This is a genomic window from Leisingera sp. S132 (genome assembly GCF_025144465.1).
Taxonomy (GTDB): domain Bacteria; phylum Pseudomonadota; class Alphaproteobacteria; order Rhodobacterales; family Rhodobacteraceae; genus Leisingera.
The window spans coordinates 942,608-957,523 of the sequence record NZ_CP083553.1 but is presented as its reverse complement, the minus strand read 5'-3'; the positions used below and the strand labels follow the sequence as shown (position 1 = coordinate 957,523).

Here is a 14,916-nt window from a genome sequence, read left to right as displayed (position 1 = left end):
GGCGCAGCGCCCAAGGAAACGGGCCCGCTGCGCAATCTGCCCCTGTGCACAGAGGGCCGGACGGTCTATACGGCCTGCAACTCCTCAATTCCCTTTGCAAAAGGAAGCTGCCAGATGTCCTTTGACCGCAATATCAAAATCGCACCCTCCATCCTGTCTGCCGATTTCGCCAATTTCGGGCAGGAGATCCAGGCGATCGAAGCCCAGGGCGCCGACTGGGTGCATGTGGATGTTATGGACGGGCATTTCGTGCCGAACCTCACCTTCGGCCCGCAGGCGGTAAAAGCGTTCCGCCCGCATGTGAAGACAGTGATGGACGTGCACTTGATGATCGCGCCGGTCGACCCCTACATCAGCGCCTATGCCGATGCCGGCGCTGATGTGCTGACCGCCCATATCGAGGCAGGCCCGCACATCCACCGCACCCTGCAGGCGATCCGGGGGGCGGGCATGAAAGCGGGCGTGGCACTCAATCCCGGCACCCCGGCCGAAGCGGTTGAGCACCTCCTGGACCTCACCGACCTGGTCTGCGTGATGACCGTGAACCCGGGCTTTGGCGGCCAGAAGTTCATCGACATGACCGGCAAAATCCGCCGCCTGCGGTCGATGATCGGCGACCGTCCGGTGCACATCGAGATCGACGGAGGCGTCGATCCCACCACCGCGCCGCTGGTGGCCGAAGCCGGCGCCGACGTGCTGGTCGCAGGCTCCGCCGTGTTCAAGGGCGGATCGGTCGACACCCCGGAGGTCTACGGCGAAAACATCCGCAAGATCCGGTCCGCCACCGAAGGCACCTGGGCCTAAGGCACGCGGAACTCCCGCCAATCGCCAGGCGCATCCTGGATGCACCGCTCTTGTTGGGCCAGGCGCCGCGCGTTCCGCGCGGCGCTTTTCTCGTATTACGGCCAGCGTTTGCGCGCCAGGCCTGGCGCCGCCCGCTTGTCTAGGCGCCTTTGTTCAGATCGCCGAAGGTCTTGCCTTCTGCCACGAGCTGCTCCAGCAGCGGCGCCGGCTGCCAGAAGAACCCGTCCTCTTCCGCATAGGCCTTGATATCGGCCAGGATGCCGTCCAGCCCCTGCAGATCGGCCCATTTCAACGGCCCGCCCCAGAACCGCGGAAAGCCGTAGCCAAACAGCATCACCATATCCACGTCCAGCGGACGCCGGGCGATGCCCTCGCCCACCACCTTTGCGGCCTCGTTGACCATAGCGCACATGTAGCGGCGCAGCACTTCAGCGTCGGAGAACTCCCGCGGGGTGACACCCTGCTCCTCCTGATCCCGGGCAATCAGCTCCGCCACCTCAGGGTTCGGGACACCACCGCGCTTGCCCGCTTCGTAGACATAGAAACCCTTGCCGGTCTTCTGGCCGAAGTCCCCGCCCTCGCAGAGCATCTCATAGAACCGCGGCACCCGCTCGCGCGGATCCCGCGTCGGCGCGCGGCGCTTGCGGGCCGCCCAGTTGATGTCCAGCCCCGCCAGATCGCCCATCGCAAACGGCCCCATCGGGAAGCCGAAAGTGGTCACCACCTTGTCCACCTGATAAGGCGAGGCCCCGTCCAGCACCACATATTCCGCCGCCTTGCGGTAGGCGTTCATGATCCGGTTGCCGATGAACCCGTCGCAGATGCCGGATCGTACCGCGACCTTCTTCAACCGCTTGCCCAGCGCAAAGCCTGTCGCCAGGACCTCCGGAGCGGTCTTTTCCGCTACCACCACCTCCAAAAGCTTCATCACGTGCGCGGGCGAGAAGAAGTGCAGCCCGATCACATCCTGCGGACGGGACGTTGCCGCGGCGATTTCATCGACATCCAGATAGGAGGTATTGGTCGCCAGCACGGCCCCCGGCTTGCAATGCACATCCAGCTTGCCAAAGACCTCGCGCTTGACACCCATGTCTTCGAACACGGCCTCGACCACCAGATCCACCTCGCTCAGCGCGGCATAATCCGTGGCCACAGTCAGCGCCTCGCCGGTCAGCTGATCATATTGCGCCTGGGTGACCTTGCCCCGCTTCAGGGCGCCTTGCAGATTGCCTTCGATCCGGCCGCGCGCGGCGGCAACACCCTCGTCCGTCATCTCGATCAGCACAATCGGAAGCCCGGCCAGCAGCGCCGCGGTGGCAATGCCTGCACCCATGGTGCCGCCGCCGATTACCCCCATTGAGGATACGTCACGGGGTTCAACTCCTTCCAGCTCCGGCAGTTTGCTGACCGCACGCTCCGAGAAGAAGGCATGGATCAGCCCCTGCCGCTGATCGGACTCCATCAGCTCTGTGAACAGCGCGCGCTCACGCTTAAGGCCGGCTTCAAAGCTCACAGCCTCGACCGCCGCCTGCACCGCACGCACAGCGGTTGCCGGGGACAGCTGGCCGCGGCCTTTCTTCAGCGTCGCTTCATAAATGGCATCAAAATCCACAGCTTCCGGAGCAGGCATTTCCCCAACCGCCCGGCGCGGCGCGCCTGCATCCAGCAATTCCTGCGCATAGGCCAGGCCGATCTCGCGCGGCGCGCCCTCTTCGATGCGGTCGATGATACCCTTGTCCAGCGCCTCTGCCGCGCCGATGTGGCGGCCGGTGGTGATCATCTCCAGCGCAGCTTCTGTCCCCGCCAGCCGCGGCAGCCGCTGGGTGCCGCCCGCGCCGGGCAGGATGCCCAGGTTGACCTCCGGCAGTCCCATCTTGGCCGAAGGCACCGCAATCCGGTAATGCGAGGACAAGGCCACCTCCAGCCCGCCGCCCAGCGCAGTGCCATGCATGGCGGAGACCACAATCAGCGGCGAGGCCTCGATCCTGCTGCACAGGCCCGGCAGGTAGGGCTCCTGCGGCGGCTTGCCGAATTCACGGATGTCGGCACCCGCGAAATAGGTCTTTCCCTCACCGTAGATCAGCACCGCCTTGGCGCCCTCGCCTTCAGCACGCTCGATTCCGGCCAGCAATCCCTTGCGCACATCAATGCCCAGCGCATTCACCGGCGGGTTCTGCGCTTTCAGAACGGCAAAATCGCCGACGCGCTCGTATGCAATGGCTTCACTCATCCGGTCTTCCTCTCTCTCCCGCGGCGGCAGTGCCTGCGCCCGGTTCCCAATAGATTAGGCACAGCACCCGGACCGGCGCCAAGCCCCAATGGCCGCCGAAGGCCAGCAAACGCCGCGTCGCGGCGTTCTGGTGTCCGGTGGCCGGTTACGCTGGCGATTGCGTAACAGAAGCCGGGCAAAATGGAAACTTTCTGAAACATATTATCCCGCAGGCCAGCCTGATGCCGGCGTGAACCCGCCCTCAAAGCAACCCGGCAACCGCGGCATAGGGTTGTTCACGGGTCTTTCCAGGTGTTCGGCATACACCAAACCCCACGCAGCCTGATCATTGCCGGCGTCAACATGAGTTTTGCAGCCCCGTCGTTCGCCCAGGCTCAACTACTCGGTTCATTATATGAACCTTCGGTTTATATTGTTGACAGCCAGGCATTGTATCTGTCATTCAAACCGCATCCCGGGACTGCCACCCCGGAAAGACCGACCGGACAGTTCAAACAGGGAGCTTCAACAGTCGCATGGGCACCGTATCCAAAGCCTTGTCGCTGCTGACATATTTCGATCACGGCCGCACCGGGATCGGACTCAGCGACCTCACGCGCTTGTCCGGCATGAATAAGGCAACCGTTTACCGGCTGATGAACGAACTTCAGGAATCAGGCTTTGTGGAACAGACGGGCAGCAACCGCTCTTACCGGCTGGGCCCCCAGGTTCTGCGTCTTGCAGCCCTGCGCGAGGCCGCGGTGCCGATCCTCTCCGTTTCCCGCCAGGTGCTGCGCGAACTGAGCGATGAAACCGGCGAAACCAGCCACCTTTCTCTGCTGCAAGGCAGCCAGCTCAATTCGCTGTCACACGCCTATTCCCCGCGCAACGCCACCAGGGTAATGATGGAGGACGCCAAAGTACTGACGTTCCACGGCACCAGCTCCGGCATGGCAGTTCTGGCCTTTGCCGAACCGGCCTTCGTCGAAACCATACTGTCCCAGCCGCTGGAAGCCCGCACCCCGGAGACCCTTACCGATCCGGGGAAACTCCGGGCTCAGCTGGACGGCATCCGCAAAAGCGGCATTGCCGTGTCTATCGGCGGCTTTGAGGAAGACGTTCACTCCCATGCGGTTCCAATATTTGATCCGGACCGCAAGGTGATCGGCGCCCTGGCGGTGGCCGCCCCCGCCTCCCGCATGACAGCAGAACAGAAACAACTGATCCCGGCCGCCCTGCGCCGCGCAGGCGCTGCCCTCACATACCGCATCGGAGGGTCCGCTCCCGCGGGCTTCCCGCAGGACGACACCGCCTGACCCCTTCACCGGCCCAAGCCAGGCCGCATCCAGGAGCTGCCCCATGAAAGACTCCAATTTCCTGAAAGAGCACAACGCCAAATCACTCTGGCACCCCATGGCACACCCGGCTGACAGTCTGGCCAACCCGCCCGCCATCATCACCTCTGCCCAAGGGGTCAAGATCACCGACATCGACGGGCATGAAGTGGTTGATGCTGTTGGCGGCCTGTGGAACGTGAACCTCGGCTTTTCCTGCCAGCCAGTAAAGGATGCCATCGCCGCGCAGCTTGATGTTCTGCCATACTACTCCACCTTCCGCGGCACCACCAACGACCAGGTGATCCAGCTGGCAGAGGAGTTGCGCAAGTTCTTTGCGCCCGATGGCCTCACCCGCGCCTTCTTCACGTCCGGCGGCTCGGATTCGGTGGAAACCGCCCTGCGTCTCGCCCGCCAGTACCACAAGATCCGCGGCGAAGAAGGCCGCACCAAGTTCCTGAGCCTCAAGAAAGGCTACCACGGCACCCACATGGGCGGGGCTTCGGTCAATGGCAACGCCAACTTCCGCGCTCAGTACGAACCGCTGCTGCCGGGCTGCTTCCACATCCCGGCGCCTTACACCTACCGCAACCCCTTCAACGAGACCGATCCGGAACGCCTGGCCCAGCTCTGCCTGCAAGCCCTGGAGGACGAGATCGCCTTTCAGGGCGCGGGGACAATCGCCGCATTCATCATGGAGCCGGTCCTCGGGGCCGGCGGGGTGATCCCGCCGCACGCCAGCTTCATGCCCTGGGTGCGCGAGATCTGCTCCAGAAATGGCATCCTGCTGATCGCGGATGAGGTGATCACCGCCTTCGGCCGCACCGGATCGTGGAGCGGCTCTCGCCACTGGGGCGTGCAGCCGGACATGACGGCCACCGCCAAGGCAATCACCAACGGTTACTTCCCCTTTGGCGCGGTGATGATTGCAGACCACATGACCGAAACCTTCGAGAAGGACACCACCGGCAAGGCCGCAATCGGCCACGGCTACACCTACTCGGGCCACCCGGTCGGTGCGGCTGCAGCCCTGGCCTGCCTTCAAGAGACCCTTCGCCTGAACGTAACGCAAAACGCCGCCGCCCGCGGCACCCAGATCCACCAGGGCCTGCTGGATCTTCAGCAGAAATACCATCTGATCGGCGACGTCCGCGGCGGCCACGGCCTGATGTGCGCGCTTGAGCTGGTGTCCGACCGCACCACCAAGACAGCCGTGGACAAGAAGACCATCGGCACGCTGCAGGAAGCGGCCTATGAAGCAGGCGCCATGGTGCGGGTCTCCGGCCCCAACATCATCCTGTCACCACCGCTGGTGCTGAGCGAGGCGGAGGCCGGCACTATCCTCTCTGCCTTGGATGCAGGCTTTGCAGCGGTGAGCTGACATCAGCGCCAGATCCCCCTGCGCCCGGGCCGTCAGGCCCGGGCGCCACCAGATGCCATGGCGGGCCCGAAGCACATGCTTCGGGCCCGCTTGTTTCCTTTCTGCCTGCACATTGGAAAGGCCGTTGAAGTTTTGACCGGCGGCCTCAGAGAGAGGAGTACTGCAGCACGTCGTTGGCGTATTCTTCGCCGCCGATCCTGAAACTTGTCAGCCCGGCATGTTCGAACCCGTTGCCCAGATAGAAGGAGATCGCGCGGGAGTTCTCCGAATTGCTGGCAAGCCAGGGCGCGTCCCAGCCGTTTGACCGGCAAAGTTGCAGCCAGGCTTGCAGCAAGCGCCGCCCGATGCCCCGCCCGTGATGCCGCGGCTGGACGTAGAGCGTGGATATTTCGGTGCACGAAGCCCCGCCAGCCGGGCTGGGCCGTCCGTGCGTGACACGGATATAGCCGTCAATGCCATCCAGGTTCTGAGAGACCAGCAAGCCCTCGGCCGGGTTTTGCAGGGCCTTGGCAAAATGCGCAGATGTTTAATGCGCCAGCACATAGTCCGCGAAATGCGCGCTGATCCCATTGCGCAGATAGGTGCCGGCCCAGACTTCGATCGACAGGGCGGCAAGGCTGGAGCAGTCATGCATTCCAGCGGGGCGGATCACGGCGGCGGCTGATGGACTGGTCATGAATGCCGTTGGGAATAGAGAAAACAGACGCCATAGTTCAAGCTGAGGCGAGGCCCGTCAAGAAGATCTCCTCGCCAAAATTGCTTCACTTGTTTATCAATACAGCAGCACTGAGCGGGAGGCGCCGATGAACATCCTCTATATCATGTTCGACCAGCTGCGGTTCGACTATCTGAGCTGCGCCGGCCATCCGCATTTGCAGACGCCGCACATCGACGGGCTGGCCGCCAGGGGCGTGCGCTTTACCCGCGCCTATGTGCAGTCGCCAACCTGCGGCTCCTCGCGGATGTCGAGCTACACCGGGCGTTACCCGTCCAGCCACGGGGTGCAGTTCAACAGCTATCCGCTGCGGGTCGGCGAGTGGACGATGGGGGACCATCTGCGCAAGGCGGGGATGGGCTGCCACCTGATCGGCAAGACCCATATGGTAGCGGATGCTGACGGGATGCAGCGCCTGGGCCTGGCACCGGACAGCGTGATCGGCGTGCGCCAGTCGGAATGCGGCTTTGACCCCTGGGTGCGCGATGACGGGCTGTGGGCAGAGGGGCCGGACGGTTTCTATGACAGCAAACGCAGCCCTTACAATGAATACCTGAAAGAAAAGGGCTATCCCGGAGACAACCCCTGGAACGATTTTGCCAATGCCGGCATAGAGGGCAATGACATCGCGTCCGGCTGGTTCATGGTCAATGCGGACAAGCCCGCCAATGTCGCCGAGGCAGACAGCGAGACACCCTGGCTGACCACTCAGGCGATGGCGTTCATCGAGCAGGCCGATGCACCATGGTGTGCGCACCTCAGCTATATCAAGCCGCATTGGCCCTATATCGTGCCCGCGCCCTACCACGATTTGTACGGGCCGGAGCATGTGCTGCCGGTTGTGCGCTCGGAGGCGGAGCGCGAAGACGCGCATCCGGTGTTTGACGGCATGATGAACAACCAGATCGGCAGGACCTTCAGCCGGGACGAGGTGCGCCAGAAGGTGATCCCCGCCTACATGGGGCTGATCAAACAGGCCGATGACCAGATGGGGCGGCTGTTCAACTGGCTGGAGAACACCGGCCGGATGCAGGACACCATGATCGTGGTGACATCGGATCACGGCGACTATCTGGGCGATCACTGGCTGGGCGAAAAGAACCTGTTCCACGAGCCCTCGATCAAGGTGCCGCTGATCATCTATGACCCGCGCCCGGAGGCCGATGCCACCCGCGGCACTACTTGCGATGAACTGGTCGAAGCAATCGACCTGCTGCCCACTTTCCTGGAGGCAGCGGGCGGTGAACCTGCGCCGCATATCCTGGAGGGGCGCTCCTTGATGCCATTCCTGCGGGGTGAAAAGCCCGCGTGGCGGGACTATGCCATTGCCGAGTTCGATTACTCCACCATGCCGCTGTGTGAAAAGCTGGGGCTGGAGCCGAAGGATGCGCGGCTGTTCATGGTGACGGACAAGCGCTGGAAGTTCATGCATGCCGAGGGCGGGCTGCGGCCGATGCTGTTTGACATGGAAAACGACCCGGATGAACTGGTGGACCTCGCCAAGGACGGCGCTCACCAGGCGGTGCTCGACCTGATGTATGACCGGTTGTTGGAATGGGGCCTCAGAATGTCGCAGCGGATCACCCTGTCGGATACGCAGATCAAAGCGCGCCGCGGCAAGTCCGGACGCAAGGGTATCCTGCTGGGGGTCTATGAGGCTGATGAAGTTGCGCCGGAATTGACAGAAAAATACCGCGGGCAAGTACCGAAGTAACCGCCCGGCTCTTTCACTTCTGCACGCAGCTTCCTGCAGTCATGCAGGAAGGTTCAGCCCCCTGACCGGACAGCTCTGCGCCCACTTGTTACAGATTTTTCCAACATCACATTTTTGAGTTACAATTTACTTGCCGCGAATCATCTTCCGGCGTATCACCGACCCAACGGTCGGCTTTTCCTGCCGCCGCCACAGGAGACGCGAACACCCATGGATGCTTTCATCTGCGATGCCACCCGCACCCCGATCGGCCGCTACGGCGGCGCACTGAGCCAGGTGCGTACCGACGATTTGGCCTCTTTGCCGATTGCGGCGCTGGTCGAACGCAACCCGGATGTGGACTGGGGCTCCTTGGACGATGTGATCTTTGGCGATGCCAACCAGGCGGGGGAAAGCAACCGCAACGTGGCCCGCATGGCGGCGCTGCTGGCGGGCCTGCCCACCTCCGTTCCCGGCACCACGATTAACCGCCTCTGCGCCTCGGGCATGGATGCGGTCGGCATGGCGTCCCGCGGGATCAAGGCGGGCGACTATGACATGGCCATCGCCGGCGGCGTCGAAAGCATGTCGCGCGCGCCCTTCGTGATGCCCAAGGCCACCTCTGCCTTCACCCGTGCCAATGCGGTCTATGACACCACCATCGGCTGGCGCTTCGTGAACAAGAAGATGCACGGGATGTACGGCACCGACTCGATGCCGCAGACTGCCGACAACGTGGCAGAGGACTACGGCGTCTCCCGCGCCGATCAGGACGCCTTCGCCGCCCGCAGCCAGGCCCGCTGGGCCGCCGCGCATGAGGCCGGCATCTTCAAGGACGAAATCACCCAGGTCACCATCCCGCAGCGCAAGGGCGATGATCTGGTGGTGGACACCGATGAACACCCCCGCCCCGGCACCTCGGCAGAGAAGCTGGCGGGCCTCAAGGGCGTCAACGGCCCGGACAAGACCGTGACCGCAGGCAATGCCTCCGGCGTCAATGACGGTGCTGCGGCGATCCTGATGGCGAATGAAGCGGCTGCGGCGAGGAACGGTCTGAAACCGATGGCCCGCATCGTCGGCATGGCCGCTGCAGGCGTGGAGCCGCGCATCATGGGCATCGGCCCGGTGCCTGCCACCCGCAAGGTTCTGGCCCGCACTGGCCTGACCATTGAACAGATGGACGTGATCGAGCTGAACGAGGCCTTTGCATCCCAGGGCCTTGCCACCCTGCGCGAGCTTGGCCTTCCGGACGACGCGCCCCATGTTAATCCCAACGGCGGTGCGATTGCACTGGGCCACCCGCTCGGCATGTCCGGGGCGCGGCTGGTGCTGACCGCTGCCTATCAGCTTCAGCGCACCGGCGGGCGGTATGCGCTCTGCACCATGTGCGTCGGCGTCGGTCAGGGCACCGCCCTGATCCTCGAACGCGTGTAACGAACCCTAGGGGAGGTCCCAGACATGTATGCTCAGATGATCAAATCCGAAGCGACCCAGGACGATCCGGAAAAGCTGGCTGCCTTCCAGGCGCGCATCGACGCGGGCGAGAAGATCGAGCCCAAGGACTGGATGCCCGAGGGTTACCGCAAAACGCTGATCCGCCAGATCGGGCAGCACGCGCATTCGGAAATCGTCGGCCAGCTGCCAGAGGGCAACTGGATCACCCGCGCGCCGACGCTGGAGCGCAAGGCGATCCTCCTCGCCAAGGTGCAGGATGAGGCCGGCCACGGCCTCTACCTCTACTGCGCGGCGGAAACCCTGGGTGTCTCCCGCGACGAAATCACCGAGATGCTGCTGGACGGCCGCATGAAGTATTCGTCGATCTTCAACTACCCGACGCTGAACTGGGCCGACATCGGTGCAGTGGGCTGGCTGGTGGACGGCGCGGCGATCATGAACCAGGTGCCGCTGCAGCGGACCTCCTTCGGCCCCTACTCCCGCGCGATGATCCGCATCTGCAAGGAGGAAAGCTTCCACCAGCGCCAGGGCTATGACGCGATCCGCAAGATGGCCGAAGGCACCCCGGAGCAGAAGAAGATGGCACAGGATGCGCTGAACCGCCTCTGGTACCCGTCGCTGATGATGTTCGGCCCCTCCGACAAGGACTCGGTCCATTCCGCCCAGTCGATGGCCTGGAAGATCAAGATGAACACCAACGACGAACTGCGCCAGAAGTTCGTCGACCAGACCGTGCCGCAAGCCGAATACCTGGGCCTGACGATCCCCGATCCCGACCTGAAGTGGAACGAGGAACGCGGCCATTACGACTACACCGATCCGGACTGGAGCGAGTTCTTTGAAGTGATCAAAGGCAACGGCCCCTGCAACGTGGACCGCCTCGCCGCCCGCAACAAGGCCTGGGACGACGGCGCCTGGGTCCGCGACGGCCTGCTTGCCCACGCCAAGAAAAAAGCCGCGCGCCGGCACGCCGCCGAATAACCCCAAGCATTCCGGCGCCCCGCCCAGACGCGCAGCGCCCCCTCAGCCAGGAGGATTTGAGACATGAAAAACGAATGGCCCCTCTGGGAAATCTTCATCCGCGGCCAGCACGGCATGAGCCACCGCCACGTCGGCTCCCTGCATGCGCCGGACGCGGAAATGGCGATCAAGAACGCCCGCGACGTCTACACCCGCCGCAACGAAGGCGTGTCGATCTGGGTTGTGGAAGCCAACCACATTTCCGCTTCCTCGCCCAGCGACAAGGGCCCGCTTTATGAGCCGTCGGAAAGCAAGGTCTACCGCCACCCGACCTTCTTTGACATCCCCGAAGAAGTGGGGGCGATGTAATGGCCCGCGAAGACGCATTTTTCCAGTTCCTGCTGCGGATGGGGGACAACACCCTGATCCTCGGCCACCGCGTCAGCGAATGGTGCGGCCACGCGCCGGTGCTGGAAGAGGACATCGCGCTGGCCAACACTGCGCTGGACATGATCGGCCAGACCCAAATGTGGCTCGGCCTTGCCGCCGAAGTTGAAGGCGAAGGCAAATCCGCCGACGATCTTGCCTTCCTGCGCGACGCCTGGGATTTCCGCAACGTGCTCTTGTGCGAGGTGCCGAACGGCGATTTCGGCCGCACCCTGATGCGCCAGTTCCTGTTTGACGCCTGGCATTCGATCCAGCTGGGCCGGCTGATGAAATCATCGGACGAACGCGTTGCCGCAATTGCCGAGAAAGCCACGAAAGAGGTGGCCTATCACCTGGAACGCTCCGCCGACACTGTGGTGGGGCTGGGCGACGGCACCGGGGAAAGCCACCGCCGGATGCAGGAGGCGCTGGATTACCTCTGGCCCTATGTGGGCGAGATGTTCCAGTCCGACGATGTGGACGCCGAAATGGTGAAGGCTGGCATCGCCCCCGATCCGGCGGCCCTGCGCGAAGAATACGACGCACTGGTGTCCCGCATCCTGGGTGATGCGACGCTGTCCATTCCCGAAAGCCGCTTTGCCCACAAAGGCGGGCGCACCGGTGCGATGCACACAGAGCATCTGGGCCACCTGCTGACCCAGATGCAATGGCTGCAGCGCGCCTATCCAGGCGCCAAGTGGTAAGGCCTCGGCCAAGGAACTGAGGGCATCCCCGGCGTCAAACGGGGGTGAGGCCCGCTTCCGCTGGGAAGTCCGGGCGGAACAGCCAATGAGGGTAACCGCATGAGCCAAGTGACAACTCAGCCAAGCATCACCCAAGTCTGGGACTGGCTCGACGCCGTGCCGGACCCGGAGATCCCGGTGATCTCGCTGGTGGACCTGGGCATCATCCGCGATGTGGCCTGGGAAGGGAAGACTTTGGTGGTCACCGTAACCCCGACCTACTCCGGCTGCCCGGCCACAGCGGTGATCGCCATGGATATTGAGACCGCCCTGCGCGGCCGCGGCATCACTGATCTGCGGCTCAAAACGCAGATTTCGCCGGCCTGGACCACCGATTGGCTGTCGGAAAAAGGCCGCACCAAGCTGGAGGCTTACGGCATCGCCCCGCCCCAGCCCGCAGGCGGCCCCGAGAAATGCCCGCACTGCGGCAGCACACATGTCACCAAGGTCAGCCAGTTCGGCTCGACCCCTTGCAAGGCCCACTGGCGCTGCCAGGACTGCCTCGAACCCTTTGATTATTTCAAGTGCATCTGAGGAGACCCTGATGGCGCGCTTTCACGACCTTGAAGTCACCGACGTCCGCAAGACCATCCGCGATGCGGTGGTTGTCACCCTGAAGCCCGCGGGTGGCGCGGCTGAGGAATTCGATTTCACCCAAGGGCAGTACCTGACCTTCCGCCGCGACTTCGACGGCGAGGAACTGCGGCGCAGCTACTCGATCTGCGCCGGCAAGGACGAAGGCATCCTGCAGGTCGGCATCAAGCGCGTCGACGGCGGCGCCTTTTCGACCTGGGCTAACACCGAGCTGAAGGCGGGTGATACCCTGCAGGCGATGGCGCCGATGGGGACCTTCTTCACCCCGCTCGACGGGACGGCGCAAAAGCACTACCTCGGCTTTGCCGGCGGTTCAGGCATCACGCCCGTGCTGTCGATCCTCAAGACAACGCTTGAGGCCGAACCCAAATCCTCCTTCACGCTGGTCTACGCCAACAAGGGCGTGAACACGATCATGTTCCGCGAGGAACTGGAGGATCTGAAAAACCTCTACATGGGCCGCTTCAATGTGATCCATGTACTGGAATCCGACGCTCAGGAAATCGACTTGTTCACCGGTCTGGTGACTGAGGAGAAATGCGCCCAGCTGTTCGAGCACTGGATCGACATTCAGTCGGTCGACACCGCCTTTATCTGCGGCCCGGAGCCGATGATGCTGGGCATCGCTGCGGCACTGCGCACCGCCGGTCTAGGCGATAGCCAGATCAAGTTCGAACTGTTCGCCTCTGCTCAGCCGGGCCGCGCCAAGCGCAAGGCCACCGCAACGGATGCGGCCAGCAGCGCCAACCAGACCAAGGCCGCGATTACGCTGGACGGCGCCACCCAGACCATCGAAATGGGCAAGGACATGACCCTGCTGGACGCGGCGCTCGAGAACGCCATGGACGCGCCCTATGCCTGCAAGGCAGGTGTATGCTCCACCTGCCGCTGCAAGGTGCTGGAGGGCGAGGTCGAAATGGTCGCCAACCACGCGCTGGAGGATTACGAGGTCGAAAAAGGCTATGTGCTCTCGTGCCAGGCCTATCCAGTGACCGATAACGTCGTGGTCGATTACGACCAGTAACGCCTGCGCGAGGGAGGAAAGATCATGACTGACGAGATGAGCATCGCAAGCTATCTGGCCCAGGGCGGCGTGCTGAGCAACCCGTCCAACGTGCCGCCGCGCTACCGCGCCGAGCTGATGAAGATGATGGCGACCTTTGTCGACAGCGAACTGGCGGGGGCCGCAGGCTTTGCCGACATTATCAACGAGGGGCCGGGCATCAAGGCGCGCATCGCCGCCGCCAAGATCGTTCTGGAAAAATCCGACAGCGCCGAAAAGGTGCTGCGTATCATGGGCGATTTTGGCGCAGATACAGAACGCTATGCCGACCACCACCCCTGGACCGCGCGGCTGGAACGCGGCGCCGACATCGGCCAGACCCGCAGCAAGCACGACATGCGCCTCGCCGTGTTCAACTACCCGCTGGAAGGCTGGGCGGATGCAGTGGTGATGAACCTTCTGATGGGGACAGCCGTCACCGTGCAGCTGGAAGAGCTGAGCCATGTTTCCTACCAGCCGCTGGCCGAGGCCTTCCGCGCCATCCAGCCCATCGAGGCGCATCACGCCGAGCTGGCCGAGGAAGGCCTGATGGTTCTGGTGGAAGCACAGGGCGCCGATGCCCTGCAGGAGCTGGCGGACTATTGGTGGCCGCGGGTTGCGGCGAGCTTTGGTTCCGAGACCTCGCAAAAATTCGAGGGTCTCAAGACCCTGGGCCTGCGCCGCACCCCGAATGCGGATTTGAAAGCCCGCTGGGAACAGCAGGCTGCTGCCGTTCTGGCCAAGGCCGGGCTGAAACCTGCCGCCTGATCTCCTGCGGAAGCTCTCCCGCCCGGGCTGCCGCGCATCACAGATGCGCAGGCCCGGTTGGGCCCGGCGCGCCTGGCGGCGCGCAGGCCGTGCCGCAGTGCCAGGCTGTGCAAATCCACAGGGAAAGGGTGCAGCCTTGCGGAATAGAACCAGCGCCGCGCCGCCTCCATATTGCCGGAAGCAAGCAATTGGAGACTGTCATGAGCACCGGAACTGACCCCCTGCCCGCAGGCACCCGCATCGGCCATGTCCACCTCAAGGTGTCGGACCTGGAACGGGCAATCGGGTTTTACAGCGGCGTGCTGGGATTTGACGTAACCCAGCGGCTGGGCAGTTCCGCCGCCTTCCTGTCGGCCGGCGGTTACCACCACCACATCGGGCTCAACACCTGGCAGTCGCACGGCGGCCCGGCCCCGGCACCGAACATGACCGGCCTCTACCACACCGCCATCCTGCTGCCGGACCGCAAGAGCCTGGCCGCGGTGCTGCGCCGGGTGCTGGAGGCGGGCATCGCGCTCGAGGGCGCAGCCGACCACGGCGTCTCCGAGGCCATCTACCTGCGCGACCCGGATGGCAACGGGGTGGAGCTCTACCGCGACCGGCCGGAAATGGAGTGGCCGCGGGCAGCTGACGGCAGCCTCGCCATGGGAACCGAAGCGCTGGACCTGCAGGCGATGCTCGCGGAGGTTGAGTAGGTCAGCCATTCTGTCCGAATGTTTCGCGCGCGAAACAATTGGTCAGACATACTGACTTAACCGACGCGACGTAAAATCGCACCAAGGAACCGCTCAA

Annotated in this window: 15 protein-coding genes; 12 read left to right on the top strand and 3 right to left on the bottom strand. The window is 63.7% G+C overall.

What is annotated here, in order from left to right; translation table 11 throughout:
* The first annotated feature begins 114 nt into the window (after positions 1 to 114).
* Positions 115 to 804: a ribulose-phosphate 3-epimerase gene (gene rpe, locus K3725_RS04695; protein WP_260017694.1), complete on the top strand. Its 690-nt coding sequence runs from the start codon at positions 115 to 117 to the stop codon at positions 802 to 804.
* A 139-nt stretch (positions 805 to 943) separates the two neighbouring features.
* On the opposite strand, the gene K3725_RS04690 is transcribed toward rpe, so the two are convergent.
* Positions 944 to 3,034 (bottom strand): 3-hydroxyacyl-CoA dehydrogenase NAD-binding domain-containing protein, encoded by a 2,091-nt coding sequence (locus tag K3725_RS04690; RefSeq protein ID WP_260017693.1) that lies wholly within the window; start codon positions 3,032 to 3,034, stop codon positions 944 to 946.
* 515 nt (positions 3,035 to 3,549) lie between these two features.
* On the opposite strand from K3725_RS04690, the gene K3725_RS04685 reads away from it, so the two are divergent.
* Both K3725_RS04685 and K3725_RS04680 read left to right on the top strand, forming a co-directional pair.
* Positions 3,550 to 4,329, top strand: a complete 780-nt coding sequence (locus tag K3725_RS04685; protein ID WP_260017692.1) for an IclR family transcriptional regulator — start codon at positions 3,550 to 3,552, stop codon at positions 4,327 to 4,329.
* 43 nt (positions 4,330 to 4,372) lie between these two features.
* On the top strand, positions 4,373 to 5,728 hold the full coding sequence (locus K3725_RS04680; RefSeq protein WP_260017691.1) for an aspartate aminotransferase family protein: 1,356 nt from the start codon (positions 4,373 to 4,375) through the stop codon (positions 5,726 to 5,728).
* A gap of 145 nt (positions 5,729 to 5,873) precedes the next feature.
* On the opposite strand, the gene K3725_RS22565 is transcribed toward K3725_RS04680, so the two are convergent.
* Complete coding sequence (locus K3725_RS22565) at positions 5,874 to 6,209, bottom strand: GNAT family N-acetyltransferase (protein ID WP_311202218.1); 336 nt, start codon at positions 6,207 to 6,209, stop codon at positions 5,874 to 5,876.
* Between the two features lie 45 nt (positions 6,210 to 6,254).
* Positions 6,255 to 6,404, bottom strand: coding sequence for a hypothetical protein (locus K3725_RS22560; protein WP_311202217.1), 150 nt, complete (start codon positions 6,402 to 6,404; stop codon positions 6,255 to 6,257).
* A gap of 127 nt (positions 6,405 to 6,531) precedes the next feature.
* Here K3725_RS22560 and K3725_RS04670 point away from each other — a divergent pair, with 127 nt between their 5' ends.
* The 9 genes from K3725_RS04670 to K3725_RS04630 all read left to right on the top strand — a co-directional run bounded on the left by K3725_RS04670 (position 6,532) and on the right by K3725_RS04630 (position 14,819).
* Positions 6,532 to 8,157 carry a sulfatase-like hydrolase/transferase gene (locus tag K3725_RS04670; RefSeq protein ID WP_260017690.1) on the top strand — a complete coding sequence of 542 codons (1,626 nt, stop codon included), beginning with the start codon at positions 6,532 to 6,534 and terminating at the stop codon, positions 8,155 to 8,157.
* Positions 8,158 to 8,367: 210 nt separating this feature from the next.
* Positions 8,368 to 9,570 carry a 3-oxoadipyl-CoA thiolase gene (gene pcaF / locus K3725_RS04665; RefSeq protein ID WP_260017689.1) on the top strand — a complete coding sequence of 401 codons (1,203 nt, stop codon included), beginning with the start codon at positions 8,368 to 8,370 and terminating at the stop codon, positions 9,568 to 9,570.
* Positions 9,571 to 9,594: 24 nt separating this feature from the next.
* Positions 9,595 to 10,572 (top strand): 1,2-phenylacetyl-CoA epoxidase subunit PaaA, encoded by a 978-nt coding sequence (gene paaA / locus K3725_RS04660; RefSeq protein WP_260017688.1) that lies wholly within the window; start codon positions 9,595 to 9,597, stop codon positions 10,570 to 10,572.
* Positions 10,573 to 10,635: 63 nt separating this feature from the next.
* Complete coding sequence (gene paaB / locus K3725_RS04655; RefSeq protein ID WP_008562338.1) at positions 10,636 to 10,920, top strand: 1,2-phenylacetyl-CoA epoxidase subunit PaaB; 285 nt, start codon at positions 10,636 to 10,638, stop codon at positions 10,918 to 10,920.
* Positions 10,920 to 11,681, top strand: a complete 762-nt coding sequence (gene paaC, locus K3725_RS04650) for a 1,2-phenylacetyl-CoA epoxidase subunit PaaC (protein ID WP_260017687.1) — start codon at positions 10,920 to 10,922, stop codon at positions 11,679 to 11,681. Before paaB ends, paaC begins: the two co-directional genes overlap by 1 nt.
* Before the next feature lie 99 nt (positions 11,682 to 11,780).
* Positions 11,781 to 12,254, top strand: coding sequence for a 1,2-phenylacetyl-CoA epoxidase subunit PaaD (gene paaD, locus K3725_RS04645; protein WP_260017686.1), 474 nt, complete (start codon positions 11,781 to 11,783; stop codon positions 12,252 to 12,254).
* A gap of 10 nt (positions 12,255 to 12,264) precedes the next feature.
* Positions 12,265 to 13,338, top strand: a complete 1,074-nt coding sequence (gene paaE, locus K3725_RS04640) for a 1,2-phenylacetyl-CoA epoxidase subunit PaaE (protein WP_260017685.1) — start codon at positions 12,265 to 12,267, stop codon at positions 13,336 to 13,338.
* Positions 13,339 to 13,362: 24 nt separating this feature from the next.
* Positions 13,363 to 14,124: a Phenylacetic acid catabolic protein gene (locus K3725_RS04635; RefSeq protein ID WP_260017684.1), complete on the top strand. Its 762-nt coding sequence runs from the start codon at positions 13,363 to 13,365 to the stop codon at positions 14,122 to 14,124.
* A 200-nt stretch (positions 14,125 to 14,324) separates the two neighbouring features.
* The gene (locus K3725_RS04630) at positions 14,325 to 14,819 is read left to right on the top strand and encodes a VOC family protein (RefSeq protein WP_260017683.1); all 495 of its coding nucleotides are present in this window, start codon (positions 14,325 to 14,327) and stop codon (positions 14,817 to 14,819) included.
* Positions 14,820 to 14,916: the final 97 nt, after the last annotated feature.